The organism is Kosakonia sp. N21 (genome assembly GCF_050587465.1).
GTDB lineage: Bacteria > Pseudomonadota > Gammaproteobacteria > Enterobacterales > Enterobacteriaceae.
Genome location: NZ_JBOBHR010000011.1, coordinates 117,781 through 142,292, shown reverse-complemented (window position 1 = coordinate 142,292; position 24,512 = coordinate 117,781). Strand labels below are relative to the sequence as shown.

27 protein-coding genes and 1 other RNA gene are annotated in these 24,512 nt (G+C 54.3%); 17 read left to right on the top strand and 11 right to left on the bottom strand.

Translation table 11 applies throughout. From position 1 onward, the window contains the following. Positions 1–159 precede the first annotated feature (159 nt). The gene (locus ACQ3G7_RS21940) at positions 160–1,128 is read left to right on the top strand and encodes a TerC family protein (RefSeq protein ID WP_430892124.1); all 969 of its coding nucleotides are present in this window, start codon (positions 160–162) and stop codon (positions 1,126–1,128) included. A gap of 13 nt (positions 1,129–1,141) precedes the next feature. Here ACQ3G7_RS21940 and ACQ3G7_RS21935 read toward each other — a convergent pair whose 3' ends face one another. The 3 genes from ACQ3G7_RS21935 to uxaC form a co-directional block, all read right to left on the bottom strand. Continuing rightward, positions 1,142–1,696 carry a YgjV family protein gene (locus ACQ3G7_RS21935; RefSeq protein WP_263099206.1) on the bottom strand — a complete coding sequence of 185 codons (555 nt, stop codon included), beginning with the start codon at positions 1,694–1,696 and terminating at the stop codon, positions 1,142–1,144. Between the two features lie 191 nt (positions 1,697–1,887). Then, positions 1,888–3,375 (bottom strand): UxaA family hydrolase, encoded by a 1,488-nt coding sequence (locus tag ACQ3G7_RS21930; protein WP_430892110.1) that lies wholly within the window; start codon positions 3,373–3,375, stop codon positions 1,888–1,890. 17 nt (positions 3,376–3,392) lie between these two features. Continuing rightward, positions 3,393–4,805: a glucuronate isomerase gene (gene uxaC, locus ACQ3G7_RS21925; protein WP_263099204.1), complete on the bottom strand. Its 1,413-nt coding sequence runs from the start codon at positions 4,803–4,805 to the stop codon at positions 3,393–3,395. A gap of 464 nt (positions 4,806–5,269) precedes the next feature. Here uxaC and ACQ3G7_RS21920 point away from each other — a divergent pair, with 464 nt between their 5' ends. From ACQ3G7_RS21920 to ACQ3G7_RS21870, 11 genes are all read left to right on the top strand, one after another. Then, positions 5,270–6,571, top strand: coding sequence for an MFS transporter (locus ACQ3G7_RS21920; protein ID WP_263099203.1), 1,302 nt, complete (start codon positions 5,270–5,272; stop codon positions 6,569–6,571). A 123-nt stretch (positions 6,572–6,694) separates the two neighbouring features. Then, positions 6,695–7,471: a transcriptional regulator ExuR gene (gene exuR, locus ACQ3G7_RS21915; protein WP_263099202.1), complete on the top strand. Its 777-nt coding sequence runs from the start codon at positions 6,695–6,697 to the stop codon at positions 7,469–7,471. 326 nt (positions 7,472–7,797) lie between these two features. Beyond that, positions 7,798–8,460 carry a DedA family general envelope maintenance protein YqjA gene (yqjA, locus tag ACQ3G7_RS21910; RefSeq protein ID WP_263099201.1) on the top strand — a complete coding sequence of 221 codons (663 nt, stop codon included), beginning with the start codon at positions 7,798–7,800 and terminating at the stop codon, positions 8,458–8,460. A 4-nt stretch (positions 8,461–8,464) separates the two neighbouring features. After that, positions 8,465–8,851 (top strand): EnvZ/OmpR regulon moderator MzrA, encoded by a 387-nt coding sequence (gene mzrA / locus ACQ3G7_RS21905; RefSeq protein WP_430892107.1) that lies wholly within the window; start codon positions 8,465–8,467, stop codon positions 8,849–8,851. Positions 8,852–8,998: 147 nt separating this feature from the next. After that, positions 8,999–9,367, top strand: coding sequence for a DUF1090 domain-containing protein (locus tag ACQ3G7_RS21900; RefSeq protein WP_263099199.1), 369 nt, complete (start codon positions 8,999–9,001; stop codon positions 9,365–9,367). A 37-nt stretch (positions 9,368–9,404) separates the two neighbouring features. After that, on the top strand, positions 9,405–9,707 hold the full coding sequence (locus tag ACQ3G7_RS21895; protein WP_263099198.1) for an ElaB/YgaM/YqjD family protein: 303 nt from the start codon (positions 9,405–9,407) through the stop codon (positions 9,705–9,707). Between the two features lies 1 nt (position 9,708). Further along, positions 9,709–10,107: a phage holin family protein gene (locus ACQ3G7_RS21890; RefSeq protein WP_430892104.1), complete on the top strand. Its 399-nt coding sequence runs from the start codon at positions 9,709–9,711 to the stop codon at positions 10,105–10,107. After that, complete coding sequence (locus ACQ3G7_RS21885) at positions 10,104–10,394, top strand: YqjK-like family protein (protein ID WP_263099196.1); 291 nt, start codon at positions 10,104–10,106, stop codon at positions 10,392–10,394. The genes ACQ3G7_RS21890 and ACQ3G7_RS21885 overlap by 4 nt, the downstream gene beginning before the upstream one ends. A 206-nt stretch (positions 10,395–10,600) precedes the next feature. Continuing rightward, positions 10,601–10,993: a DoxX family protein gene (locus ACQ3G7_RS21880; protein WP_263099195.1), complete on the top strand. Its 393-nt coding sequence runs from the start codon at positions 10,601–10,603 to the stop codon at positions 10,991–10,993. Between the two features lie 78 nt (positions 10,994–11,071). Further along, entirely contained in the window at positions 11,072–12,058 is a 987-nt protein-coding gene (locus ACQ3G7_RS21875) for a glutathione S-transferase family protein (protein WP_430892101.1), read from the top strand. Between the two features lie 125 nt (positions 12,059–12,183). Further along, entirely contained in the window at positions 12,184–12,531 is a 348-nt protein-coding gene (locus tag ACQ3G7_RS21870) for a DUF805 domain-containing protein (protein WP_430892099.1), read from the top strand. Positions 12,532–12,564: 33 nt separating this feature from the next. Here ACQ3G7_RS21870 and ACQ3G7_RS21865 read toward each other — a convergent pair whose 3' ends face one another. Further along, the gene (locus ACQ3G7_RS21865; RefSeq protein ID WP_061493051.1) at positions 12,565–13,461 is read right to left on the bottom strand and encodes a LysR family transcriptional regulator; all 897 of its coding nucleotides are present in this window, start codon (positions 13,459–13,461) and stop codon (positions 12,565–12,567) included. A gap of 105 nt (positions 13,462–13,566) precedes the next feature. On the opposite strand from ACQ3G7_RS21865, the gene ACQ3G7_RS21860 reads away from it, so the two are divergent. Together ACQ3G7_RS21860 and ACQ3G7_RS21855 are read left to right on the top strand one after the other, a co-directional pair. Further along, entirely contained in the window at positions 13,567–14,268 is a 702-nt protein-coding gene (locus ACQ3G7_RS21860; protein ID WP_430892097.1) for a pirin family protein, read from the top strand. A gap of 24 nt (positions 14,269–14,292) precedes the next feature. Beyond that, positions 14,293–14,448, top strand: a complete 156-nt coding sequence (locus tag ACQ3G7_RS21855) for a protein YhaL (protein WP_263099191.1) — start codon at positions 14,293–14,295, stop codon at positions 14,446–14,448. Between the two features lie 76 nt (positions 14,449–14,524). Here the strand turns inward: ACQ3G7_RS21855 and ACQ3G7_RS21850 are convergent, their stop codons facing one another. Beyond that, positions 14,525–15,256: a helix-turn-helix transcriptional regulator gene (locus ACQ3G7_RS21850; RefSeq protein ID WP_430892095.1), complete on the bottom strand. Its 732-nt coding sequence runs from the start codon at positions 15,254–15,256 to the stop codon at positions 14,525–14,527. Positions 15,257–15,350: 94 nt separating this feature from the next. Here ACQ3G7_RS21850 and ACQ3G7_RS21845 point away from each other — a divergent pair, with 94 nt between their 5' ends. Continuing rightward, positions 15,351–15,743, top strand: coding sequence for a nuclear transport factor 2 family protein (locus ACQ3G7_RS21845; protein WP_430892093.1), 393 nt, complete (start codon positions 15,351–15,353; stop codon positions 15,741–15,743). Here ACQ3G7_RS21845 and ACQ3G7_RS21840 read toward each other — a convergent pair. The 6 genes from ACQ3G7_RS21840 to ACQ3G7_RS21815 all read right to left on the bottom strand — a co-directional run bounded on the left by ACQ3G7_RS21840 (position 15,723) and on the right by ACQ3G7_RS21815 (position 21,461). Next, positions 15,723–16,478 (bottom strand): glutamine amidotransferase, encoded by a 756-nt coding sequence (locus tag ACQ3G7_RS21840; RefSeq protein WP_430892091.1) that lies wholly within the window; start codon positions 16,476–16,478, stop codon positions 15,723–15,725. The two genes, ACQ3G7_RS21845 and ACQ3G7_RS21840, sit on opposite strands and share 21 nt — an antisense overlap. A 239-nt stretch (positions 16,479–16,717) precedes the next feature. Further along, an RNA gene (gene rnpB, locus ACQ3G7_RS21835) (RNase P RNA component class A) lies at positions 16,718–17,097 on the bottom strand. 32 nt (positions 17,098–17,129) lie between these two features. After that, positions 17,130–18,275, bottom strand: coding sequence for a glycerate 2-kinase (gene garK / locus ACQ3G7_RS21830; RefSeq protein ID WP_430892089.1), 1,146 nt, complete (start codon positions 18,273–18,275; stop codon positions 17,130–17,132). 131 nt (positions 18,276–18,406) lie between these two features. Continuing rightward, positions 18,407–19,297, bottom strand: a complete 891-nt coding sequence (garR, locus tag ACQ3G7_RS21825) for a 2-hydroxy-3-oxopropionate reductase (RefSeq protein WP_430892087.1) — start codon at positions 19,295–19,297, stop codon at positions 18,407–18,409. 33 nt (positions 19,298–19,330) lie between these two features. Then, positions 19,331–20,101 carry a 2-dehydro-3-deoxyglucarate aldolase gene (garL, locus tag ACQ3G7_RS21820; RefSeq protein ID WP_263099184.1) on the bottom strand — a complete coding sequence of 257 codons (771 nt, stop codon included), beginning with the start codon at positions 20,099–20,101 and terminating at the stop codon, positions 19,331–19,333. A 25-nt stretch (positions 20,102–20,126) separates the two neighbouring features. Further along, positions 20,127–21,461, bottom strand: coding sequence for an MFS transporter (locus ACQ3G7_RS21815; protein ID WP_430892085.1), 1,335 nt, complete (start codon positions 21,459–21,461; stop codon positions 20,127–20,129). A 422-nt stretch (positions 21,462–21,883) separates the two neighbouring features. On the opposite strand from ACQ3G7_RS21815, the gene garD reads away from it, so the two are divergent. Next, a complete protein-coding gene (gene garD, locus ACQ3G7_RS21810; protein ID WP_263099182.1) occupies positions 21,884–23,455 on the top strand; it encodes a galactarate dehydratase in 1,572 nt (523 codons plus the stop codon). A gap of 190 nt (positions 23,456–23,645) precedes the next feature. Then, on the top strand, positions 23,646–24,500 hold the full coding sequence (locus ACQ3G7_RS21805; protein ID WP_430892083.1) for a tagatose bisphosphate family class II aldolase: 855 nt from the start codon (positions 23,646–23,648) through the stop codon (positions 24,498–24,500). Positions 24,501–24,512 lie beyond the last annotated feature (12 nt).

Genomic DNA, 24,512 nt, shown 5'->3' with positions numbered 1-24,512 from the left:
CGGTGGATCGTCATTACGATGCGTATATGCATCCGGTCGCCGGGCGTCTTTACCGACGTAAGTGAGACCTTGCCGGAAGGCGAGGAACCATTGCATCTAAAGCAAGCGGCTAACGTCTTCTGACGTTGGCCGTTTTTGTTTTTAGGTAAGGAACTGATGATGAATAGTGTCGGCACACCGATGTTATGGGGCGGATTCGCCATTGTGGTGGCAATTATGCTGGCCATCGACCTTCTGCTTCAGGGGCGTCGCGGCGTCCACACGATGACCATGAAGCAGGCGGCCGTCTGGTCGGTGGTATGGGTAACTCTCTCTTTGCTGTTCAATGCCGCGTTCTGGTGGTATCTGACGCAGACCGAAGGCCGCGCCGTTGCGGATACGCAAGCGCTGGCATTTCTCACGGGTTATTTGATTGAAAAGGCGCTGGCGGTTGATAACGTCTTTGTCTGGTTGATGTTATTCAGCTACTTCGCCGTGCCCGCCGCGTTGCAGCGCCGCGTGTTGATCTACGGTGTCCTCGGGGCGATCGTGCTGCGAACCATCATGATCTTCGCGGGAAGCTGGCTGATCAGTCAGTTCTCGTGGTTGCTGTACGTGTTTGGCGCGTTCCTGCTGTTTACCGGCGTGAAGATGGCGCTGGCGAAAGAGGATGAAACCGGGATCGGCGATAAGCCGCTGGTGCGCTGGCTGCGGGGACACCTGCGCATGACGGACAGCATTGAAAATGAGCACTTCTTCGTGCGCAAAAACGGTCTGCTGTTTGCCACGCCGCTGCTGCTGGTGCTGATTCTGGTGGAACTGAGCGATGTGATTTTCGCGGTCGACAGCATCCCGGCGATTTTTGCCGTCACCACCGATCCCTTTATTGTGCTGACCTCGAACCTGTTCGCCATTTTAGGGTTGCGCGCCATGTACTTCCTGCTGGCGGGCGTGGCGGAGCGTTTCTCGATGCTTAAGTACGGCTTGTCGGTGATCCTGGTGTTTATCGGCATCAAGATGCTGATTGTCGACTTCTTCCATATCCCGATCGCCATTTCGCTTGGCGTGGTGGGCGGGATCCTCGCCATGACGCTGCTGATCAACGCCTGGGTTAACTACCGAAACGACAAGAAAAACGCGGCCAGCTAACAGGGGCCCGCCGTCAACGGGCGGCAGGCGTCTTCACACTCTGCGCGGTTTCGACTTTAAACGGGTCGATGCCGCGTTTTTGCATTCGCCAGAAACGGATGATATTCAGCCCGTTCATGATAAGAAAGCTGCCTTCGATCAATGAGCCGCCAATCGATCCGAGCCAGATATTGTGGATCACCCAACAGCCGGTCGAACACCAGATCACACAGCGCATCGGCAGACCTTTAAAACGGAACAGCGCCCAGGTGCTGACGATAGTGCCCGCCACAGGCAACAGCTCCATCGGATGGTGAAATTTCGCCAACCCCAACCCACCGGTCAGCACGATAAACAGCGCCATCACCCACAGACTGCGGGTGCGCAAGGTAATCAACGTACGGACGGCGTTGAGCATGGCGCTCGAACCGGCAGGAAAGGCCCCCATCAGAAAGAAGTGGACGCCAATAATAGCGCTATACACCGAGAGCTGTTTTTTAAACCGTCGTTCATCACGGTTAATAAACGTGGTAATGCCAATCAGAAAAGCAATGACACCCACACCCTGGGCAAGCCAATACGCGGTCATGGAAAATCCTTGAAGGGGTAGATAAAAAAAGAAACGGCCTCTATTAGAGCGCCGTTTTTATTATGGAATCTACCTGCTTACCAAAAAGATTTCGCACCGTGGCAAGGCGGAGTCCCCACTCAGCCCCGGAAACTGACACCTCAGCAACCGGGGTGAATAAGCGCAGCCATGGCGCGAAAGCGAACGGTAACTTACAGGGTTACGCCGCTTTTGAAGATCGCCAGTTCACGGAAATCGTTCTTCTCGTTGCAGGTCTGCTGGCCGTTCGCGATAGCCACAATCACATCGACAAACTCGTTCAGCAGTTGCGGCATCGCTTTGCCGTGGATCAACTGACCGGCATCGAAGTCGATCCAGTGTTTTTTCTTCGCCGCCAGTTCGCTATTGGTGGCGATTTTCACCGTCGGCACAAAACCGCCGTAAGGCGTACCGCGACCGGTGCTGAACAACACCATATGGCAGCCCGCTCCCGCCAGTGCGCTGGTCGCAACAGCATCGTTGCCCGGCGCGCTCAGCAGGTTCAGACCGTGGGTTTTCAGCCGTTCGCCATAACGCAGTACGTCCACGACCTGGCTGGCGCCGGCTTTCTGCGTACAACCCAGAGACTTCTCTTCCAGAGTGGTGATCCCGCCTGCTTTGTTGCCCGGCGATGGGTTCTCGTAAATAGGCTGGTTATGCGCAATAAAGTACTGTTTGAAGTCGTTGACCATGGTAACGGTCTTCTCAAAGGTACTTTCGTCGCGGCAGTGGCTCATCAGGATCTGTTCCGCGCCAAACATCTCCGGCACTTCAGTCAGGACGGTTGTACCGCCGTTACCGATGACATAATCCGAGAAACGCCCCAGCATCGGGTTCGCGGTAATACCGGACAGACCATCGGATCCACCGCATTCCAGACCAAATTTCAGTTCGCTCAGTTTACCCGGTACGCGCTTATCGTTGCGCATGACCTGATACAGCTCGTGCAGATGCTCAAGCCCGGCTTCCACTTCATCGTCCTGGTGTTGGCAAACCATAAAGTGAACGCGCTCAGAGTCGAACTCACCCAGCGTCTGGCGGAAAGCATCGACCTGGTTGTTTTCGCAACCCAGACCAATCACCAGCACAGCACCGGCATTCGGGTGGCGCACCATGTTTTGCAGCATAGTGCGGGTATTAACGTGATCGTCGCCCAGTTGCGAACAGCCATAGGTGTGGCTGAACAGGTAGACGCCGTCGGTGCCTTCGGCATTTTGCGTCTCTTTCAAGAAACGGTTCTGGATCTGACGGGCAATGCCGTTGACGCAGCCTACCGTTGGCAGGATCCACAGCTCATTACGGATCCCCACTTCACCATTAGCGCGACGGTAGATCTGGATATCCCGGTCCACCGCCTGTGCGCCTTCATCCTGAAAATCAGGTTGATAGCTATACTCGTCCAAATCACTCAGATTGGTACGCGCGTTGTGGGAATGAATGTGCTCGCCCGGCGCGATATCTGACGTCGCGTGGCCAATTGGCAGACCGTATTTAACGACATTTTCGCCCTGAGCAATGGCGTGCAGGGCAAATTTATGCCCACGCACCACCGCCTGACGCAGCCGAACGGTCTGGTTGTCGACAACGACTTCCGCGCCTTCGGCGAGATCGGCCAGTGCTACCGCAACGTTATCCAGCGAATGGATCTTGATGTATTGCATATCAACCTCAAACGGCCTTAGTTCAGTTCAATCGCGAAGTAATCACGCGCATTGTTAAAGCAGATATTTTTCACCATCTCGCCCAACAGCTGGATATCCGCCGGCGCTTCGCCCGCTTCGACCCAGTGACCAATCATCTGGCACAGGATGCGACGGAAATATTCGTGACGGGTGTAAGACAGGAAGCTGCGGCTATCGGTCAGCATACCGACGAAACGGCTCAGCAGACCGAGTTGCGCCAGCTGCGTCATTTGACGTTCCATGCCATCTTTCTGATCGTTGAACCACCAGCCGGAACCGAACTGCATTTTGCCCGGCATGCCTTCGCCCTGGAAGTTGCCGACCATGGTGCCCAGCACTTCGTTATCACGCGGGTTCAGACAGTAGAGAATGGTTTTTGGCAGCAGGTTCTCTTCGTTCTGTTTGCTTAACAGTTTGGAGAGTTCTTCCGCCAGCGGGCGGTCATTGATGGAGTCGAAGCCAACGTCCGGCCCCAGCAGTTTGAACTGACGCAGGTTGTTGTTGCGCAGCGCGCCGATGTGGTACTGCTGTACCCAACCGCGACGGGCATATTCAGCACCCAGCCAGACCAGTACCGCGGTTTTAAACTGCGCCACTTCTTTTTCGCTCAGCGTTGCACCGGTCAGGCGACGCGCCAGGATGCTATCCAGCTCGGCTTCGCTGGCTTCGGCAAACAGCACAACGTCCAGTGCGTGGTCAGAGACTTTACAGCCATGCGCAGCAAAGTGATCCAGACGTTTGCTCAAGGCAGTTTGCAGATCGGCAAAGCGACGAATGTCGGTGTCGGACACTTCGCCCAGTTTCGCCATGTAATCATTAAAGGTCGCCAGTTCAATATTGAACGCTTTATCCGGACGCCAGCTCGGCAGCACTTTGATGCTGAAGGTGGTGTCTTTGGCAACCGACGCGTGATGCTCCAGAGAATCGATCGGATCATCAGTGGTGCCGACCATTTTGACATTCATCTGCTGCATGATGCCGCGCGCGGAGAACTTATCCTGCGCCAGCAATTCGTTACCGCGTTCCCAAATTTCACCGGCAGTAGAAGGCGAAAGCAGCTTACCTGTAATACCAAAAGGACGACGCAGCTCCAGATGCGTCCAGTGGTATAACGGGTTGCCGATCGTGTGCGGCACGGTGGCTGCCCAGGCGTCAAACTTCTCGCGATCGGACGCATCACCGGTACACAGGCGCTCCGGCACACCATTGGTGCGCATTGCACGCCATTTGTAGTGGTCGCCTTTCAGCCAGATGTCATACAGGTTTTTAAAGCGGTAGTTATCTGCAATCTGCTGCGGCGGCAGGTGGCAGTGATAGTCAAAAATTGGCTGATCTTTTGCGTAGTCGTGGTACAGGCGGCGAGCAAATTCAGTGTCCAGGAGAAAATCTTCAGTCATAAACGGAGTCATTATCGTCTTCCTCTCAACGAGTGCGTCTGATGTTTACCTTAGATGCTGACAAAGTTATCACACCAATTTCTATAGCCCGAAGATATTTTCGTGAGTTGGATCAATAAAAGCAGACAAAAATTTACCGTTTGTTCCCGCAAATAGCGCGCCAGACCGCGCTGTATCTGGCTTCTCGCGCCAAAGTTAAAGACCACACAAAGAAAAACACTTTTGTGATGTCACTCACCTTTTCAAGTTGTATGACAAGTTATCTTTCTGCCGTCGAATACATAAGCCGACGGAATGCATTCCCGATAACACGTTGATCGGATTTTTAGGGTACGGATACCGACTTAAACACGCTTACTTATGGCAAGGTTTGGGCCGTACCGGGACTGGCTCCCGGTTACGTCCTCCCGTTTCATCCTTCGAGGGCGATCGCAGGATGACCGCGCAAGCGGTAATAACATAACGATGAGGTTTACATGCGTAAAATCAAAGGATTACGTTGGTACATGATAGCATTGGTGACGGTCGGCACCGTGCTGGGCTACCTGACACGTAACACCGTAGCGGCAGCGGCTCCAACGTTGATGGAAGAGCTGCACATCAGCACTCAGCAATACTCCTATATCATTGCGGCTTATTCCGCGGCTTATACCGTTATGCAGCCTGTTGCAGGCTATGTTCTGGATATTCTTGGCACCAAGATTGGCTACGCCTTCTTCGCCGTGACCTGGGCTGTCTTCTGCGGTGCAACGGCACTGGCGGGTAGCTGGGGCGGTCTGGCGCTGGCGCGTGGCGCGGTCGGCGCGGCTGAAGCGGCGATGATCCCCGCAGGCCTGAAAGCGGCGTCCGAATGGTTCCCGGCAAAAGAGCGTTCTATTGCCGTTGGCTATTTTAACGTCGGCTCTTCTATCGGTGCGATGATTGCTCCGCCGTTGGTGGTGTGGGCTATCGTGATGCACAGCTGGGAAATGGCGTTCATCATTTCTGGTGTGCTGAGCTTTGCCTGGGCAATGGCGTGGTTGTTCTTTTATAAACACCCGCGCGATCAGAAAAAATTAAGCGAAGAAGAACGTGACTACATCATTGGCGGTCAGGAAGCTCAGCACCAGACCAACAATGGCAAGAAAATGTCACCATGGCAGATCCTGCGCACTCGTCAGTTCTGGGGTATCGCGCTGCCGCGTTTCCTGGCAGAACCGGCCTGGGGTACGTTTAACGCCTGGATCCCGCTGTTCATGTTCAAAGTTTACGGCTTTAACCTGAAAGAAATTGCAATGTTCGCCTGGATGCCGATGCTGTTTGCTGACCTTGGCTGCATCGTGGGTGGTTATCTGCCGCCGCTGTTCCAGCGTATTTTCGGTGTTAACCTGATTGTCTCCCGTAAAATGGTGGTCACCATGGGTGCGGTACTGATGATCGGCCCGGGCATGATCGGCCTGTTCACCAGCCCGTATGTTGCAATTGGTCTGCTGTGCATCGGCGGTTTTGCTCACCAGTCTCTGTCCGGCGCGTTGATTACCCTCTCTTCCGACGTATTTGGTCGTAACGAAGTGGCTACCGCAAACGGCCTGACCGGTATGGCCGCCTGGACCGCAAGTACGCTGTTTGCTCTGGTGGTCGGCGCACTGGCTGACACCATCGGCTTCAGCCCGCTGTTCGCCGTACTGGCGCTGTTCGACGTGCTGGGTGCGATTGTCATCTGGACCGTGCTGAAAAACCAAACAGCGGAAGAGTTTGAGAGAAGCCATTCGGTTGGCAGTACCGCGACACAAAGTTGATTCACCGCATTAATGTTGACAAAAGCCGCCTTGCAGGGCGGCTTTTTCGTTATAGATTGTGGTGAGAATCAGGTAAAAGTGGTATAACAAATCTACTATTGCCCTTCTTTCCCTGGAGCTCATATGGAAATCTCCGAGTCACGACGTTTGTACCAGCAGCTTGCCGCGGAGCTTAAAAGCCGTATTGAGCAAGGCGTGTATCTTGTCGGGGACAAACTGCCCGCCGAACGCTTCATCGCTGATGAAAAAAGCGTAAGCCGGACCGTGGTTCGTGAAGCCATCATCATGCTGGAAGTGGAAGGGTATGTCGAAGTGCGTAAAGGCTCCGGCATCCATGTCATCTCTAACCAGCCGCGGCATACACAAGCGCCGGATGAAAATCTCGAGTTCGCCAATTACGGTCCGTTTGAACTGTTGCAGGCTCGCCAGCTGATTGAAAGTAATATCGCCGAATTCGCCGCCACTCAGGTGACGAAACAGGACATCATGAAGCTGATGGAAATTCAGGATAACGCGCGTAAAGAGAAGTGCTTCCGCGATTCAGAGTGGGATTTGCAGTTCCATGTGCAGGTCGCGCTGGCGACGCAAAACACCGCGCTGGCGGCGATTGTCGAAAAAATGTGGACCCAACGCGTACACAACCCGTACTGGAAAAAACTGCACGATCACATCGACTTACGTACGGTGGATAACTGGTGCGATGACCATGACCAGATCCTGCGGGCGTTAATCCGTAAAGATCCGCACGCGGCAAAGCTGGCGATGTGGCAACATCTGGAAAATACCAAACAGATGCTGTTTAACGAAACCAGCGACGATTTTGAATTCAACGCAGACCGCTACCTGTTTGCGGAAAACCCGGTGGTGCATCTCGATACCGCCGCCACCGGCACCAAGTAAAAACGGCTTTCCGGGCGCAGAGTTACGCTGCGCCCGTCGTCGATTTTGGGTAAGTAAAAAGTATAGAGTGTCAGCGTTTGTAAATAGCCTCGCCACCCCCTCTCCCGACAAGCAAAATCATCACCGAAACGCTTTTTTCTGACTGACGTATAACGTCAGCCTTTGTTACAATTGGATGCATTTCGCCATCATGTTAGTTAGTGCTTGCTCCCAGCGTCTTTTCCGGGAATATGCCGCACCGGCGTGTCACGAGCGACCATAATGTATTAAAACGCATCGCCGTGCTGTTCCGGGCGTGACGTAAACCGATGTACCAGGAACACTGAATGGAACTGTTAAGCCAATTACTTCATGCCCTCTGGAGCCAGGATTTCGAAACGTTGTCGAATCCAGGCATGATCGGCATGCTTTATTTTGTTTTATTTGTCATTTTATTTCTGGAAAACGGCCTGCTTCCGGCAGCGTTTCTTCCGGGCGACAGCCTGCTGGTATTGATTGGCGTGTTGATTGCCAAAGGTGCGCTGGGTTACCCGCAAACCATCCTTTTACTGACCGCGGCGGCAAGCCTCGGTTGCTGGCTCAGTTACATCCAGGGGCGATGGCTTGGTAATACGCGCCTTGTGCAAAACTGGCTGTCGCATTTACCCGCTCATTATCATCAGCGGGCGCACCATCTGTTTCATAAACACGGGCTTTCCGCGCTGTTAATTGGCCGTTTTATCGCATTTGTTCGTACGCTGTTGCCAACTATTGCCGGACTTTCTGGTCTGAGTAATGCCCGCTTTCAGTTTTTCAACTGGATGAGCGGTCTGTTATGGGTGCTGATCCTGACCTCGCTGGGCTACCTGCTGGGCAAGACGCCGGTGTTTCGCAAATACGAAGACGCACTGATGTCCTGCCTGATGTTGCTTCCGGTAGCGCTGCTGGTGATCGGCCTGATTGGCTCGCTGGTGGTTCTGTGGAAGAAAAAATATGGCAATCGGGGTTAAAAGCATGGAATTGCGACGTCCGTTTCTACGCTGGCTGGTGATGAGCATCTGCGCGCTGGCGCTGTTCAGCGTGATGTTTTTCGCCTGGACGGCGTTGCAGGATCGCGAATCCACGCTGGCGATTCGCCCGGCAGCGCAGAACATTAGCGTACCGGATGGCTTCTCTATCTGGCATCATCTTGACGCGAACGGCATTCGCTTTAAAAGCATTACCCCTGATAACGACACCATACTGATCAAGTTTGATTCCAGCGCACAAAGCGCCGCGGCAAAAGCCGTACTGGATCGTACATTACCCCACGGCTACATCATCGCCGCACAGGACGATGACGCCAGCCAGACCTCCGCCTGGCTCACCCGACTGCGCAACAGCACACATCGATTCGGCTGATCCTTCCAGGATTCTGAATCTTTTCACTCACTTTGGTGTTATCCGTTAACTTAACTATGCTTGAGTAGACGGAACCAGGGTTCACTTTTTGTCACTGGATGCTGGCGTAACGACCGTTTCGCTGGCCAACAATGGAAGGTTTCGACTATGAATTACCGCATCGCACTGGCTCTGACCCTTCTTTCTTTGAGCGCAGTTTCTCAGGCCGCGACGCCATGTCAGGAGAAGGAACAGGAGATCCAGCGAGAAATCAGCTATGCCGAAAAGCATAACAATCAGAGCCGGATTGACGGTCTGAACAAAGCACTGCGCGAAGTGCGCGCAAGCTGTTCTGACAGCAAGCTACGCGCTGCCCATCAGAAAAAAATCGCTGAACAGAAAGAAGAGATTGCACAACGTCGTCGGGAACTGACCGGGGCGAAGCAAAAAGGCGATGCGGACAAAATAAGCAAACGTGAACACAAGCTGAAAGAGGCACAGGAACAACTGAAAGCCCTGGAAGCGCGTGACTATTGAATGAAGGAAATGACCACTCACTCACCTGGAGAGAACTATGTCGAAAGATAATGCTGACCATCTGCGCGCTGAGTTGAAATCCCTGGCGGATACCCTGGAAGAAGTGCTGAGCAATTCCGGGGAAAAATCGAAAGAAGAGCTGAGTAAATTACGCAGTAAAGCTGAACAGGCGCTGCGTGACAGCCGCCATCGTCTTGGCGAAACCGGCGATGCGCTCGCCCGTCAAACCCGTGAAGCGGCCGCCCGTACTGATGAATACGTACGCGAAAACCCGTGGGCCAGCGTGGGTATCGGCGCCGCTGTCGGCGTGGTGTTGGGCGTCCTGTTGACGCGTCGCTAATATGACGGAGCCACGAAACGCGCAGGGGCCAGGCAAAAGCGCGCTGGGGATTGGTCAGCGTATTCTGACCATCCTTGTTGAAATGGTTGAGACCCGTCTGCGGCTGGCGGTTGTCGAGCTGGAAGAAGAGAAAGCCAATTTATTCCAGTTGCTGCTGATGCTGGGGCTGACCATGCTGTTTGCCGCATTTGGCCTGATGAGCCTGATGGTGCTGATAATCTGGGCCATCGATCCGCAATATCGTCTGAACGCGATGATTGCAACCACCATGGTGTTGCTGGTGCTGGCGCTCATTGGCGGCATCTGGACGCTGCGTAAAGCACGGGCTTCAACGCTGCTGCGCCATACCCGGCAGGAGCTGGCAAACGACCGCGCCTTGCTGGAGGATGAAAAACCGTGAGCAACAAAGCGGAACGCCTGAAGCGCAAAGCACGCTTGCTCAGTGAGATCCAGCAACAACGCCTGGATCTCACCGCCGGACGCCGCGACTGGCTGGAAGCCACCAGCGCCTACGATCGCGGCTGGAACGTGCTGCTAAGCCTGCGCTCCTGGGCGCTGGTGGGTAGCGGCGCAATGGCTATCTGGTCTGTTCGTCATCCCAACAGGCTGGTGCGCTGGGCCAAACGCGGTCTGAGCGCCTGGAGCCTGTGGCGACTGGTTAAAGCAACGCTTAACGCGCCGCGATAACGCCCCTCCTGACAGGCGATGGCTGCACATCGCCTGCCTCTCTGTTCTCTTACTCAGTTTTTTTGAAAAATTTCGACAGTTTTCCTTGCTAACAATCCGCCACCGTCGCGATTAATATCCTCTCCATCGACAGCAAGCACGCGGCATCCGCCGGTAATTGCACAAAATTTACTTACAGCCGCTATTGTGGTTCCCTGGAGAGAAAGATGAAAAAATTAGAAGATGTTGGTTTTCTGGTTGCGCGTATCCTGATGCCGATTCTGTTTATTACCGCTGGCTGGGGCAAAATCACCGGTTACGCAGGTACTCAGCAATACATGGAAGCCATGGGCGTTCCGGGGTTCTTCCTGCCGCTGACCATTCTGCTTGAGTTCGGCGGCGGTCTGGCGATCCTGTTCGGTTTCCTGACCCGCACCACTGCACTGTTTACTGCCGGTTTCACGCTGCTGACCGCATTTATCTTCCATAGCAACTTTGCGGAAGGCATGAACTCGCTGATGTTTATGAAAAACCTGAGTATTGCTGGCGGCTTCCTGCTGCTGGGCATCACCGGTCCGGGCGCCATCAGCATCGACCGCGTGCTGAATAAAAAATGGTAAGCGCTCTATACTGAAAAGTACCAACACAGCAAAGCGAGGGGTTTACTCCTCGCTTTTGCTATCTGAAGGAGAAGCAAAATGGGACAACTGATTGACGGCGTCTGGCATGACACCTGGTATGACACGCAATCCACCGGCGGCAAATTCAAACGCTCTGTTTCCGCATTTCGCAACTGGCTGACCGCCGACGGCGCGCCAGGGCCTTCCGGTGAAGGTGGCTTCGCCGCTGAGAAAAACAGATACCACTTGTACGTTTCTCTCGCCTGCCCGTGGGCACACCGCACGCTGATCCTGCGCAAGTTAAAAGGACTTGAGCCGTTTATTTCCGTCTCCGTGGTTAACCCGTTGATGCTGGAAAATGGCTGGACCTTTGATGATGATTTCCCGGCCGCCACCGGCGACACGCTGTATCAGCATGAATTTCTCTACCAGCTCTATCTGCATGCCGACCCCCACTATAGCGGACGCGTTACCGTACCGGTGCTGTGGGATAAGCAGCGTCACACCATTGTCAGCAATGAATCTGCGGAAATCATCCGCATGTTTAACACCGCCTTTGACGGACTGGGCGCGAAAGCAGGCGATTACTATCCGCCAGAATTACGCAGCCAGATCGACGAGCTGAACGGCTGGATCTACGATAACGTCAACAATGGCGTCTATAAAGCGGGTTTCGCTACCAGCCAGCAGGCATATGACGATGCCGTGGTGAATGTGTTTAACGCGCTGGAGCGACTGGAGCAGATCCTCGGTCAGCACCGTTATCTGACCGGCGACCGCCTGACGGAAGCGGATATTCGCCTGTGGACTACGCTGGTGCGCTTTGATCCGGTGTACGTCACCCATTTTAAATGCGACAAACACCGCATTAATGACTATCTCAACCTGCACGGTTTTCTGCGCGATATTTATCAGATGCCGGGTATAGCGGAAACCGTCGATTTTGATCACATCCGCCATCATTACTTCCGTAGCCACAAAACCATCAACCCGACCGGGATTATCTCTATCGGCCCGTGGCAAAACCTGGATGAACCCCATGGCCGGGACCGTCGTTTCGGTTGATCCTTCCGGGCGCGTCGCGGCGCGCCCGAAAATTTGTTTCCGCGCTTACCCGTTTCTCTTTTTGCCGTCTATTCTTACAGTGATCGCTTAGAAAACAACGAATTGACCGTTGACCGAGGTGGAGAATGGACTGGTATTTTAAAGTGCTTAGTAACTACGCCACTTTCAGCGGGCGCGCGCATCGCCGCGAATTCTGGATGTTCACGCTGGTCAATCTCATTCTCTTTGGCGTACTGCATGTTGTAGACAGGATCATCGGCTGGCACACATTAAGCCTGCTTTATGAGCTGCTGGTGCTGGTGCCGTCGCTTGCGGTTCAGGTTCGCCGTTTACACGATACCGACCGTAGCTGGCGTTGGTTATTGCTGCTGCTCTTTCCGGTGATTGGCTGGCTGGCGCTGCTGGCTTTCTACAGCCAGCAAGGAACACCCCAGGAGAACCGTTTCGGGCCGGAACCCAAACTCTTCGCCTGAATGTGACCGCGGCGCCCCTGGCAAAACGGTCACTTATTTACCGGCAAACAGTTTCGGGATTTCGCGCAAACACCAGGCTTTGCCTTCGCCCATGCTGTCGCGCCGCCAGGCCATAATAATGTCCACCTGGCTGGTGTATTCCGGGCTCACCACCCGCAAACGCCCTTCCGCAATATCCTGCTCCACCAGCGGATAAGGCATGGTCGCCACGCCCAGCCCGGCCAGCAGCGCCTGGCGTTTGTCCTCAATGGTGCTTACCGTCAGCCTTGGCTGTTTATCCAGCAACTGCACCGTCAGTACAGGACGCTCGCGGGCGGTGTCCGCCACCGCGACGCCACGGTATTTCACACGCGTCACTTCCGACAACGGCTCTGGCTCATGGTGAATGGGGTGATCTGGCGCGGCAACGTACACATTCATCACCGAGTACAGCTTGCGCGAGTTGATTTCGGATGACGATCGAAAGTGCATATCCGGCGCGACGACGATATCCGCCCGTCCCTGCTCCAGCCGCTCCCACGCCCCTGCCAGCACTTCAGTGATAATCGACAGTTGTGTGTTGGCCTTCGCCGCCAGACGATCCACCAGCGGGAACAGCTCAACCGTCGGCACCAATGCTTCCGTCACCAATGTCAGGTGCGTTTCCCAACCGCGCGCCAGCGCTTCGGCATCGGTAGTGAGTTTGTCTGCGGCTTCTAGCAGCACGCGGCCGCGCTCCAGCAGCATGCGCCCGACGTTGGTGAATTTTGTCCGGTGCCCGGAGCGGTCAAACAGCACCACATCCAGCTCTTCTTCCAGTTTCTGCATGGTGTAGCTCAGCGCGGAGGGAACGCGCCCCAGCTCATCCGCCGCCGCCGCGAAGCTCCCGCGCCGATCAATTGCATCCATTACGCGCAGTGCTTCCAGCGTAAGTGCCCTTTCTTTCGCCATTTTTGTTCTCATTCAGGAAATTTGAACATACCGGGCAGAATATCTGGCTAACAATGAAGCGTCCATACCTTTAACATTGTTTTAAGTAAAGAGAGGTCAATAACTATGATTACTACCCGTACAGCAAAACAATGCGGACAAGCTGACTTCGGCTGGCTTCAGGCCCGCTACACTTTTTCTTTTGGACACTACTTTGACCCGAAACTTCTGGGCTATGCCTCACTGCGTGTATTAAACCAGGAAGTCCTCGCCCCGGGCGCGTCTTTCCAGCCGCGCACCTACCCGAAGGTGGATATTCTGAACCTGATTCTGGAAGGCGAAGCTGAATATCGCGACAGCGAAGGCAACCATATCCAGGCGAAAGCGGGCGAAGCATTGCTGATTGCCACCCAGCCCGGCATCAGCTACAGCGAACATAACCTGAGCAAAGATAAGTCGTTAACGCGTATGCAGTTATGGCTTGATGCCTGCCCGGAACGGGAAAACCCGCCAGTGCAGAAAGTCATGATCACCTCGCGACCGCAACAGTTACTGGCCTCGCCGGATGGCAGCCAGGAGAGTTTGCAACTGCGTCAGCAGGTTTGGCTGCACCATATTGAGATGGAAAAAGGCGAAGAGCTGAGTATTCAGTTACATGGCCCGCGGGCGTATTTGCAATCCATTCACGGGACAGTGCATGCGGTAACGCACTGCGAAGCGAAGGAAGCCCTGACCTGCGGTGACGGCGCGTTTATTCGTGACGAGGCTAACATAACACTGGTTGCCGATACGCCTTTACGTGCATTACTGATAGATTTACCGGTGTGATAGTTGCGTTACGCAGGTAAGTCAATGAACAGAAATAGCAAAAGTACCCTATCAGAAAGTGCGCAATCCTCCTCCCACGATGCCGCCCGCGCGTTTGGGTTTGAAGAGATGTTGACGGAGCTGGAAGCCATTGTCGCCGAAGCCGAAATCCGGCTGGCGGAAGAAGAAGCCACAGCCTGACTGACCGCCCCGGTGCTCGCCGGGGCTGCGTCTTGCCCGAACGTCTGTATGCCTTCCCTTGTCGCTGCCGCCCGTATCAGCTACCGTTATTTAAACGAAACGCCCCCGGTGTTGTGCCAAAGCGCAGCTTGAATGCAGCAATAAACGCGCTGGCATTCTCATACCCACATTGCGCCGCCGTCTCGCTGACAGACTCGCCTCTCAGCAAATACTCCAGTGAAGCCAGAATCCGCGTCTGCTGCCGCCACTGACTAAAACTCAGCCCGGTTTGCTGGCTGAACAACCGGCTGAGTGTCCGAACGCTCAATCCAAAGCGAGAAGCCAATTGCGTTTGCCGGATCGTGTTGTGGGGCTGCATTAATAACAATTCAGCTACCTGCCGGGCGCGACGGTCTTCCGGCAATATCAGTTTCAGCGGCGCAGGAGATATCTGTGCAATTTCATCAACCATTACCGTCAGAAGGTGTCGCTGTCGCTGCCGATCAGCCGGGTTTGATACAAGATGCCGGAGCCTTTCCATCAGCAACAGCAAAAACGGATCGGCAGGCCAGACGCCCGCCTGCACGGATAAAGCGTCCCCGTCAAGCTGCATACTGATCCCATCGATGTCGCCCACGGTCCAGGCGCTGTGACGCATATGTGCGGGAAACCAGCCGATAGTCGCTGGCGTCAACGCCCACTGCACATGATCGGTCTGCACAATCATCATGCCCCGCTGGATGCAAAACAGCTGTCCGGTCGCATGCTGGTGCCAGTCAGTTATATGTTTGCTTTGATGCGTCAGTCGCTGGCTGTGCACAATCAACATGGCTGATTCACCGTATTTAATGTCTGATTACGGTTAATATACCGTTGTCCGGCTTCGATATCCTCTGCTTACCCTAATCAATGAGGATCAACCGATGTCCGATGTCTCTCAGCGCGTTGCCCAGGCATTACATTCTATTGTCTGCACCCCGGAACATGATGAAGCCAAAATCCGTGAGTTCTTTTCGCCGCAGTATCGCCAGTATGTAGACGGGGAATCGCTGGACTTCCGCGGTTTTGTTGAACATATGGCCAGGCTTAAGCAACTGACACACGCGATTGAGCTGACCATTATCGCCATAGCCCATGCAAACCAGGAGGTGCTAACCCACCACCGCGTGGCGGTGAGTAAGAAAGGAGGCGGGGTATCACATGTCGACGTCCTGGCACATTTTACGCTACAGGACGGGATGATTATCCGCTGTGAGGAGTTGACGCGATTAATACAGGGCGCAGAGGAAGATCATTCACTGGGTCACATCCGGTGACGGCACGACGAGCTTACGCGCGGTAACATCGCGGACGAAACGCCGCAGGATCTCTGCTGCACCGGGAGCCGGGAGAACCCCGGCAACTAAGCTGTCGGCATCGACGCCCTCTTTTTCAATATTTGCCCGGTTCAGACGCAGCAGATCGGTGGCGATTTCGGGTGTCATTTCCGGGTGGAACTGCACGGAGACGGCACGGGGTCCATAACGAACAATTTGGTGGTTATCGTGCAGAGATGAAGCCAGCACCGAAGCGCCTTCCGGCAGCCGGGTAACGGTTTGCCGGTGAGTCAAATGCGCCGGAAATGTCGCCGGCAAATGGCTGAGTAACGGATCGTTTGCCGCCGCCGCATTTAAATAGACAGTCTGCGTTCCGGCTTCCCGACCTTTGGGATGATACTCAACATCGCCGCCCAGCGCCCAGGCCATCAACTGGTGGCCATAACAGACGCCAAACAGCGGCATCTCTACCGCTACCGCGTCGCGGATCCACTCTGCGGTTTTCTCGCTCCAGGGGAGCCGGTCCGAAACCATCGCCCAGGAACCGGTAATGATGGCTGCCCGGCTAACATCCGGCGGAGGCAGCGTTTCGCCTTCAAATACGCGCACCACATCCACATCATCCGGCGAGCAGCCGATAGCCTGGCAAAACCAGTCCGGGATATCACCATGAACGTCACGCAGAGGCTCAGGCGCAGTCCCCACCTGAATAATGATTAAGGATTTTTGCTCCATGACAACAGCAGCTCCCGTAGCGGTAGTGGCGATATTTCATGAACATGGTAACGCTTTTTTCGCTCAACCAACGGGCTAATTATTTATATGTTAGAAGCAATGCAGATTAAGTGGAGCAGAAAGCAAGACGCCCACAGGCGTTATCCTGCGGGCGTCTTTATAAGAGTCGATGCTGACCGGTGAGCCGCGTTCTTTCCCGCAGAAAGCAAAAACCCGCCGAAGCGGGTTTTTACCTGAAAAATTGAAACTGACCGATAAGCCGGGTTCTGTCGTGGACAGTCATTCATCTAGGCCAGCAATCGCTCACTGGCTCAAGCAGCCTACCCGGGTTCAGTACGGGCCGTACCTTGTGAACCCCTATTTGGCCTTGCTCCGGGTGGAGTTTACCGTGCCGCGAACTGTTGCCAGACGCGCGGTGCGCTCTTACCGCACCCTTTCACCCTTACCTGATCCCGCTTGCGCGGGCCATCGGCGGTTTGCTCTCTGTTGCACTGGTCGTAGGCTTGCGCCTCCCAGGCGTTACCTGGCACCCTGCCCTATGGAGCCCGGACTTTCCTCCCCTTCGCCCGTCTCCCCCGAAGGAGGACTGCAACGAAGCGGCGACTGTCTGGTCAGCTTCGGCGCGCAGTATAGAGGGTTTGCGCGCGCCTGTCACCCTTCCGTCAACATTCCGACCTGCAAGGTGGCCGCAATGTTGCGTGAAGCGCGATAAATATTGTCAAACGCGCCGCGGAACGCCTCTTCCAGCGTACTGATGCTGGTCAGCACGCTGAACACTGCATCAATCCCATACTGATGCACAACGCCGACATCGCTGGTCAGGCTACCGGCAATGCCGATAACCGGCTTATGGTATTTTTTGGCAACGTGCGCAACACCCACCGGCACTTTACCGTGGATGCTCTGGCTATCGATACGACCTTCTCCCGTCACCACCAGCGTGCAATCGTGGATATGCTCTTCGAGATTCAGCGCCTGGGTGACAATCTCAATACCACTGCGCAGTTCCGCGCCGAGGAACGCCATCAACGCAGCCCCCATGCCGCCTGCCGCACCGGAACCGGGTACATTTTTCACATCCACATGCAGACATGTTTTGATCACATCAGCAAAGTGACCGAGGTTGCGATCCAGCTCGACGATCAACGCTTCGGTCGCACCTTTCTGCGGCCCAAAAATGCGCGATGCGCCTTTCTCGCCCGTTAAGGGATTTGTTACATCACAGGCAACGCGCAGGATGCAGTTTTTCAGCCGCGGATCCAACCCGGAAATATCAATGGCGTTAAGGCTTATCAGACTACCGCCGCCGTAACCTATTTCCGTGCCGTTGGCGTCGGTCAGTCTGGCGCCCAATGCCTGCACCATACCCGCGCCGCCATCGTTCGTGGCGCTGCCGCCGATGCCAATAATAATGTTTGTCGCCCCATGCTCCAGCGCCTGCAAAATAAGTTCCCCGGTGCCGCGCGAAGTGGTAATCAAAGGATTACGTAATTCAGGAGGGACAAGCGCCAGTCCGCTGGCGGCCGCCATTTCGATAAAAGCCGTTTTGCCATCGCCAGACATTCCCCAGCAGGCCTCAACGTTCTCACCCAGTGGGCCGGTCACGTTCGCAGTGTGAACAGTGCCTTGCGTGGCGGCAATCATGGCTTCAACCGTACCTTCACCGCCATCCGCGACCGGAACTGAAACGTACTGAGCATCGGGAAAAATTTCCCGAAATCCTTTTTCTATCGCCTGAGCTACCTCAGAGGCAGAAAGGCTTTCTTTGTAAGAGTCTGGGGCGATTACGATTTTCATAATTGTTAGCCTGAAAGTGCCGCGCAAACCAGGCACTTCATCCCCCAGGCTCGGGCAATACGAAGCCCGTCAACAGCCTGAAAGATGCTGATGTAAAAGAGATCAGGGGCGCTGTTACACGCCCCTTCTGGTTAACGAGTGACTTCGATTTTCGCCAGTTTCTCGTAGTAGCACGCAATCGCGCTGTGGTCGGCATTACCCAGACCATCCGCACGCAGCGCCTGCATCATTTCCATCACGGCAGCCGTCAGCGGCAGTTGCGCACCCACACCATGAGAAGTATCCAGCGCGTTGGCGAGATCTTTGATATGCAGGTCGATACGGAAACCCGGTTTGAAGTTGCGATCCATCACCATCGGTGCTTTCGCTTCCAGCACGGTGCTGCCCGCCAGACCGCCGCGAATCGCCTGGAATACCAGATCCGGATTCACGCCCGCTTTGGTTGCCAGGGTCAGCGCTTCAGACATCGCAGCAATGTTCAGCGCCACGATCACCTGGTTTGCCAGTTTGGTTACGTTGCCCGCACCGATATCACCGGTGTGCACCACAGAACCGGCCATGGCTTTCAGCAGATCGTAATATTTGTCGAAAATCGCTTTATCGCCACCCACCATCACTGACAGGGTGCCATCAATAGCTTTCGGTTCGCCGCCGCTCACCGGCGCATCCAGCATATCAATGCCTTTCGCTTTCAGGGCGTCGCTAATTTCACGGCTTGCCAGCGGAGCGATAGAGCTCATATCGATCAGCACAGTACCGGCTTTCGCACCTTCAATGATGCCACCTTCACCCAGCGCCACTTCTTTTACATGCGGGGAGTTAGGCAGCATGGTGATGATCACATCACACTGTTCAGCAACGGCTTTCGCGCTGGTAGCGGCTTCTGCGCCTGCGGCGATCACTTCGGCAACCGCGTCCTGGTTACGGTCCACGACCACCAGTGAGTAACCTGCTTTAATGAGGTTTTTACTCATTGGTTTACCCATGATGCCCAGGCCAATGAAACCAACTTTCATCGTCATAATTGCGTCTCTCTCTCTTTAATGGTGGTTTGGTTATTTCTTAAAGGTGTCGGCCAGTTTCTGCGTAGCCGAACGGAACACGCCCAAATCGCTACCGACGGCAACCACGGTCGCACCCCATTCCAGGTAACGACGCGCGTCCGCTTCAACCGGCGCCAGGATGCCGCTCGGTTTGTTGTGCGCTTTGGCGCGGGCAAAAATGTGCTGAATCGTACGTTGAACTTCCGGGTGCGCAGCGTTGCCGATATAGCCCAGGGTCGCAGCCAGATCGCTCGGCCCCACAAACACACCGTCTACGCCGTCGGTAGACAGAATGGCATCAAGGTTATCCACGCCCGCCTGGCTTTCAATCTGCACCAGGATAGAGATATTGGCGTTAGACTGGCGGAAGTAATCCGGTACGGTGCCAAACATATTGGCGCGATGAGATACAGACACCCCGCGAATACCTTCCGGCGGATAACGGGTCGCAGCGACAGCGTTCACCGCTTCTTCTTCCGTTTCCACGAACGGGATCAGGAAGTTGTAGAAACCGATGTCCAGCAGGCGTTTAATCACCACCGGATCGTTAGTCGGCACACGCACCACCGGTGCGCTGACGCTGCCTTTTAATGCCATTAATTGCGGTACAAAAGTGAGCACGTCGTTAGGGGCGTGTTCGCCGTCCAGAAGCAGCCAGTCAAAGCCTGCCAGGCCCAGAACTTCAGTGCTGATATGACTACCCAGCGCAGACCAACAACCGATTTGAATCTGTTGAGCCGCCAGCGCGGCTTTGAATTTGTTTGGGAAGATATCGTTATTCATCTTTTGTACCTTAATGAGTTGTTGCTTATTTCTTCAGTTCCATACGTTTGATGTCGCCAACCACAAACAGGTAGCAGACCATCATCATCAGCGCTGAACAGCCAACGAACACCAACGCACCGTTGAAAGAATGCAACTCTTTAACCATGTATCCGATGACCAGCGGCGTTACGATAGACGCCACGTTACCGAACACGTTGAATACACCGCCGCACAGCCCAACAATTTCTTTCGGCGCGACGTCGGAAATGACCGGCCAGCCCAGTGCGCCAAAGCCCTTACCGAAGAACGCGAGCGCCATCAGTGCGACAACCAGTGTTGTGCTATCGGTGTAGTTACACAGAATGATGCTTGAAGCCAGTAACATGCCGACAACGATAGGGAATTTACGCGCCACGGTCAGGGTGGAGCCACGTTTGATCAGATAGTCAGAAAACAGCCCGCCCAACACGCCGCCGGCAAAACCGCACAGTGCCGGAATGGAAGCGACAAACCCTACTTTCAGAATCGACATGCCCTTTTCCTGCACCAGGTAAATCGGGAACCATGTCAGGAAGAACCAGGTAATGGTGTTCAGGAAGTATTGCCCGAAGAACACGCCGAGCATCATGCGGTTGCACAGCAACTGCTTGATGTAATCCATTTTAGGACCCGCGTTTTTGCTGTCGTCCGTTTTTTTATGGTCCATATCCACAACGGCGCCATTTTTCTCGATGTACTCCAGCTCTTCGCGGGTCATACGAGGATGGTCAGTCGGGTTATGCACAAATTTCACCCAGGCGAACGTCAGCACAAAACCGATCACGCCCATCACGGTAAACACATGTTCCCAACCCCAGGCAAATGTCAGCCAGCCCAGCAGCGGCGAGAACAGCGCCAGTGAGAAGTACTGCGCAGAGTTAAAAATCGCCGAGGCAGTACCGCGCTCTTTTGCCGGGAACCAGGCCGCCACGATGCGGGCGTTCGCCGGGAATGAAGGCGCTTCAGAGAAGCCCAGCATAAAGCGCATGAAGAACATTGACACCCCGGCCCATGCAATCGGGAAGATGTCGACGAAACCTTGCAGGAAGGTAAAGAGCGACCAGAAAAACAAACTGTAGGTGTAGACTTTTTTCGAGCCGAAGCGGTCGAGCAGCCAGCCGCCCGGGATCTGCATCAGCAGATAAGCCCAGCCAAAAGCGGAAAAGATGTAGCCCATCGACACAGAATCAAGCTGCAGCTCTTTCGCCACTTCTGTTCCGGCGATAGAAAGCGTCGCGCGATCGGCATAGTTAACTGCTGTGACAATAAATATAATCAGCAGAATTAAATAACGGGTGGGTAAACCCCGTTTTGTCTCGACGGTATGTTCAATAGTCATTTTAATTTCCTCGGGCACCGCTAACTTTTAAAATATAATTATATTTGCTGTTTATTATCCGATTTTATTTAAGCACTCGAAACTTAATATCAGATAATTGGTACTTCGATTTTATAGCCCTCAGTATAATCAGCGACATGATGCCACACACTGGTGTGTTGCTCAATTTTAACATTGACCAGAAAGATTATTTTGAGCATATGCACATAAGCCTGGGCGCTGATGCACAGATCTTGCAATATCCAGCCCCGCCACACGGGGAATCGCGAAAATAAGTGATTTAGATCACATTTTAATATTTGAACTCCTGACATTCTTATTTCAGCAAACAAGATTTTTATTTCTGATATTTATTCCAGAATAAAGAATTGGTTCCTCTCTTTGAGTAATGCATCGTATAGTTAGCTGGAGATTACTTGACAATGTCCGACATTGAAATTAGACAGCAATCGCCTGGGGCGTTTTATATTAAGGTACACGACACTGATAATGTCGCTATCATCGTTAATGACAATGGCTTAAAGGCGGGTACGCGTTTTCCGGACGGTCTCGAGCTGGTTGAGCATATTCCTCAAGGCCATAAAGTCGCCCTCGTCGATATCCCGCATCATGGCGAAATCGTGCGTTATGGTGAAGTCATTGGTTACGCCGTACGCGATATTCCTCGTGGTAGCTGGATTGATGAGTCCATGGTCGAGCTGCCAAAAGCGCCACCGCTGAACACGCTGCCGCTGGCGACCAAAGTGCCAGAGCCGCTGCCACCGCTGGAAGGTTACACCTTTGAAGGTTACCGCAATGCAGACGGCAGCGTCGGCACCAAAAACCTGCTCGGCCTGACCACCAGCGTGCACTGCGTTGCCGGGGTGGTGGATTATGTCGTGAAGATTATCGAACGCGACCTGCTGCCAAAATACCCGAACGTCGACGGCGTGGTCGGTCTGAACCACTTATACGGCTGCGGTGTGGCGATCAACGCACCGGCGGCAGTGATCCCGATTCGCACTATCCATAACATCTCCCTGAACCCGAACTTCGGCGGTGAAGTGATGGTGATTGGTCTGGGTTGCGAAAAATTGCAGCCGGAACGCCTGCTGCAAGGCACTGAAGATGTGCAGTCTATTCCGGTGGATAGCGCCAGCATTGTGCGTCTGCAAGACGAGCATCACGTTGGTTTCCGCTCCATGGTCGACGATATTCTGCAAGTTGCAGAACGCCATCTGGCGAAACTCAACCAGCGTAAACGTGAAACCTGCCCGGCCTCTGAACTGGTTGTCGGTATGCAGTGCGGCGGCAGCGACGCCTTTTCCGGCGTTACGGCAAACCCGGCGGTCGGTTATGCATCTGATCTGCTGATCCGTTGCGGCGGCACCGTAATGTTTTCTGAAGTGACCGAAGTCCGCGATGCGATCCACCTGTTGACGCCGCGCGCCATCAACGAAGAAGTGGGTAAACGTCTGCTGGAAGAGATGGCCTGGTACGATAACTACCTGGACATGGGTAAAACCGACCGCAGCGCCAACCCTTCTCCGGGGAACAAAAAAGGCGGTCTGGCAAACGTGGTGGAAAAAGCGCTGGGCTCGATTGCCAAATCCGGTAAGAGCGCCATTTCTGAAGTGCTCTCTCCTGGCCAGCGCCCGACCAAACGCGGCCTGATTTACGCGGCAACCCCGGCGAGCGACTTCGTTTGCGGGACGCAACAGGTTGCATCCGGCATCACTGTTCAGGTGTTCACTACCGGTCGCGGTACCCCTTACGGCCTGGTGGCTGTACCGGTGATTAAAATGGCGACCCGTACTGAACTGGCAAACCGTTGGTTCGACCTGATGGATATCAACGCCGGCACCATCGCCACGGGCGAAGAGACTATCGAGGATGTGGGCTGGAAGCTGTTCCACTTTATCCTTGATGTGGCCAGCGGCCGGAAGAAAACCTTCTCCGATCAATGGGGTCTTCACAACCAGCTGGCGGTATTTAACCCGGCTCCGGTGACCTGATTTTTATAAAAAAGTTGTAAACCTCAACCTTAAGCATGGCTCCGGCCATGCTTTTTTTTTGCCTGGCAAACCTTTCACAACCTTACCTTCCCTTTCGTAACTTTCATTTTTCCGACTTAAATCACAAAAAAACGTTACGAAAGCCTATATCTTCTTTCGAAGAAAACAAACGAAAGGTTTCGGAGGAAGGATGTATATCATTTCGACAAAAGCAATGCTGAATAAGGCGCAACGGGAAGGCTACGCCGTGCCGGCATTCAATATCCACAATCTCGAAACATTGCAGGTGGTGGTCGAAACCGCTGCGGAACTGCGTTCACCGCTTATTGTGGCGGGGACTCCCGGGACATTCAGCTACGCCGGCGTCGGCAACATTGTCGCCATCGCCAGCGATCTGGCGAAAAGTTACCAGCAACCGCTGGCGATCCATCTCGATCATCATGAAACGCTCAGCGATATCGCCGGAAAGGTTGAAGCCGGTGTGCGCTCGGTGATGATCGACGGTTCGCATCTCCCGTACGACGAAAACTGCGCACTGGTGAAAGCGGTTGCGGATTACTGCCACCGCTACGACGTCAGTGTTGAAGCGGAGCTGGGCCGCCTTGGCGGTCAGGAAGACGACCTGATCGTCGATGCGAAAGATACGCTCTATACCAACCCGGCGCAGGCGCGGGAATTTGTAGAGAAAACCGGTATTGATTCGCTCGCCGTCGCCATTGGTACTGCGCATGGCTTATACGCCGCCGAGCCAAAACTCGATTTTGACCGACTGGCGGAGATCCGTCGGTCTGTGGATATCCCACTGGTGCTGCACGGTGCATCAGGCCTGCCGACCACGGATATCCGCCGCGCCATCTCGCTTGGCGTATGCAAAGTCAACGTCGCGACCGAACTGAAAATCGCCTTTTCCGATGCGCTAAAGGCGTATCTCCTGTCGCACCCGACCGCCAGCGATCCACGCCATTACATGGTTCCCGCCAAAGCAGCGATGAAAGATGTGGTGCGTAAAGTGATCCACGATTGCGGCTGTGAAGGAAAGCTGTAACCCCCCACAGAA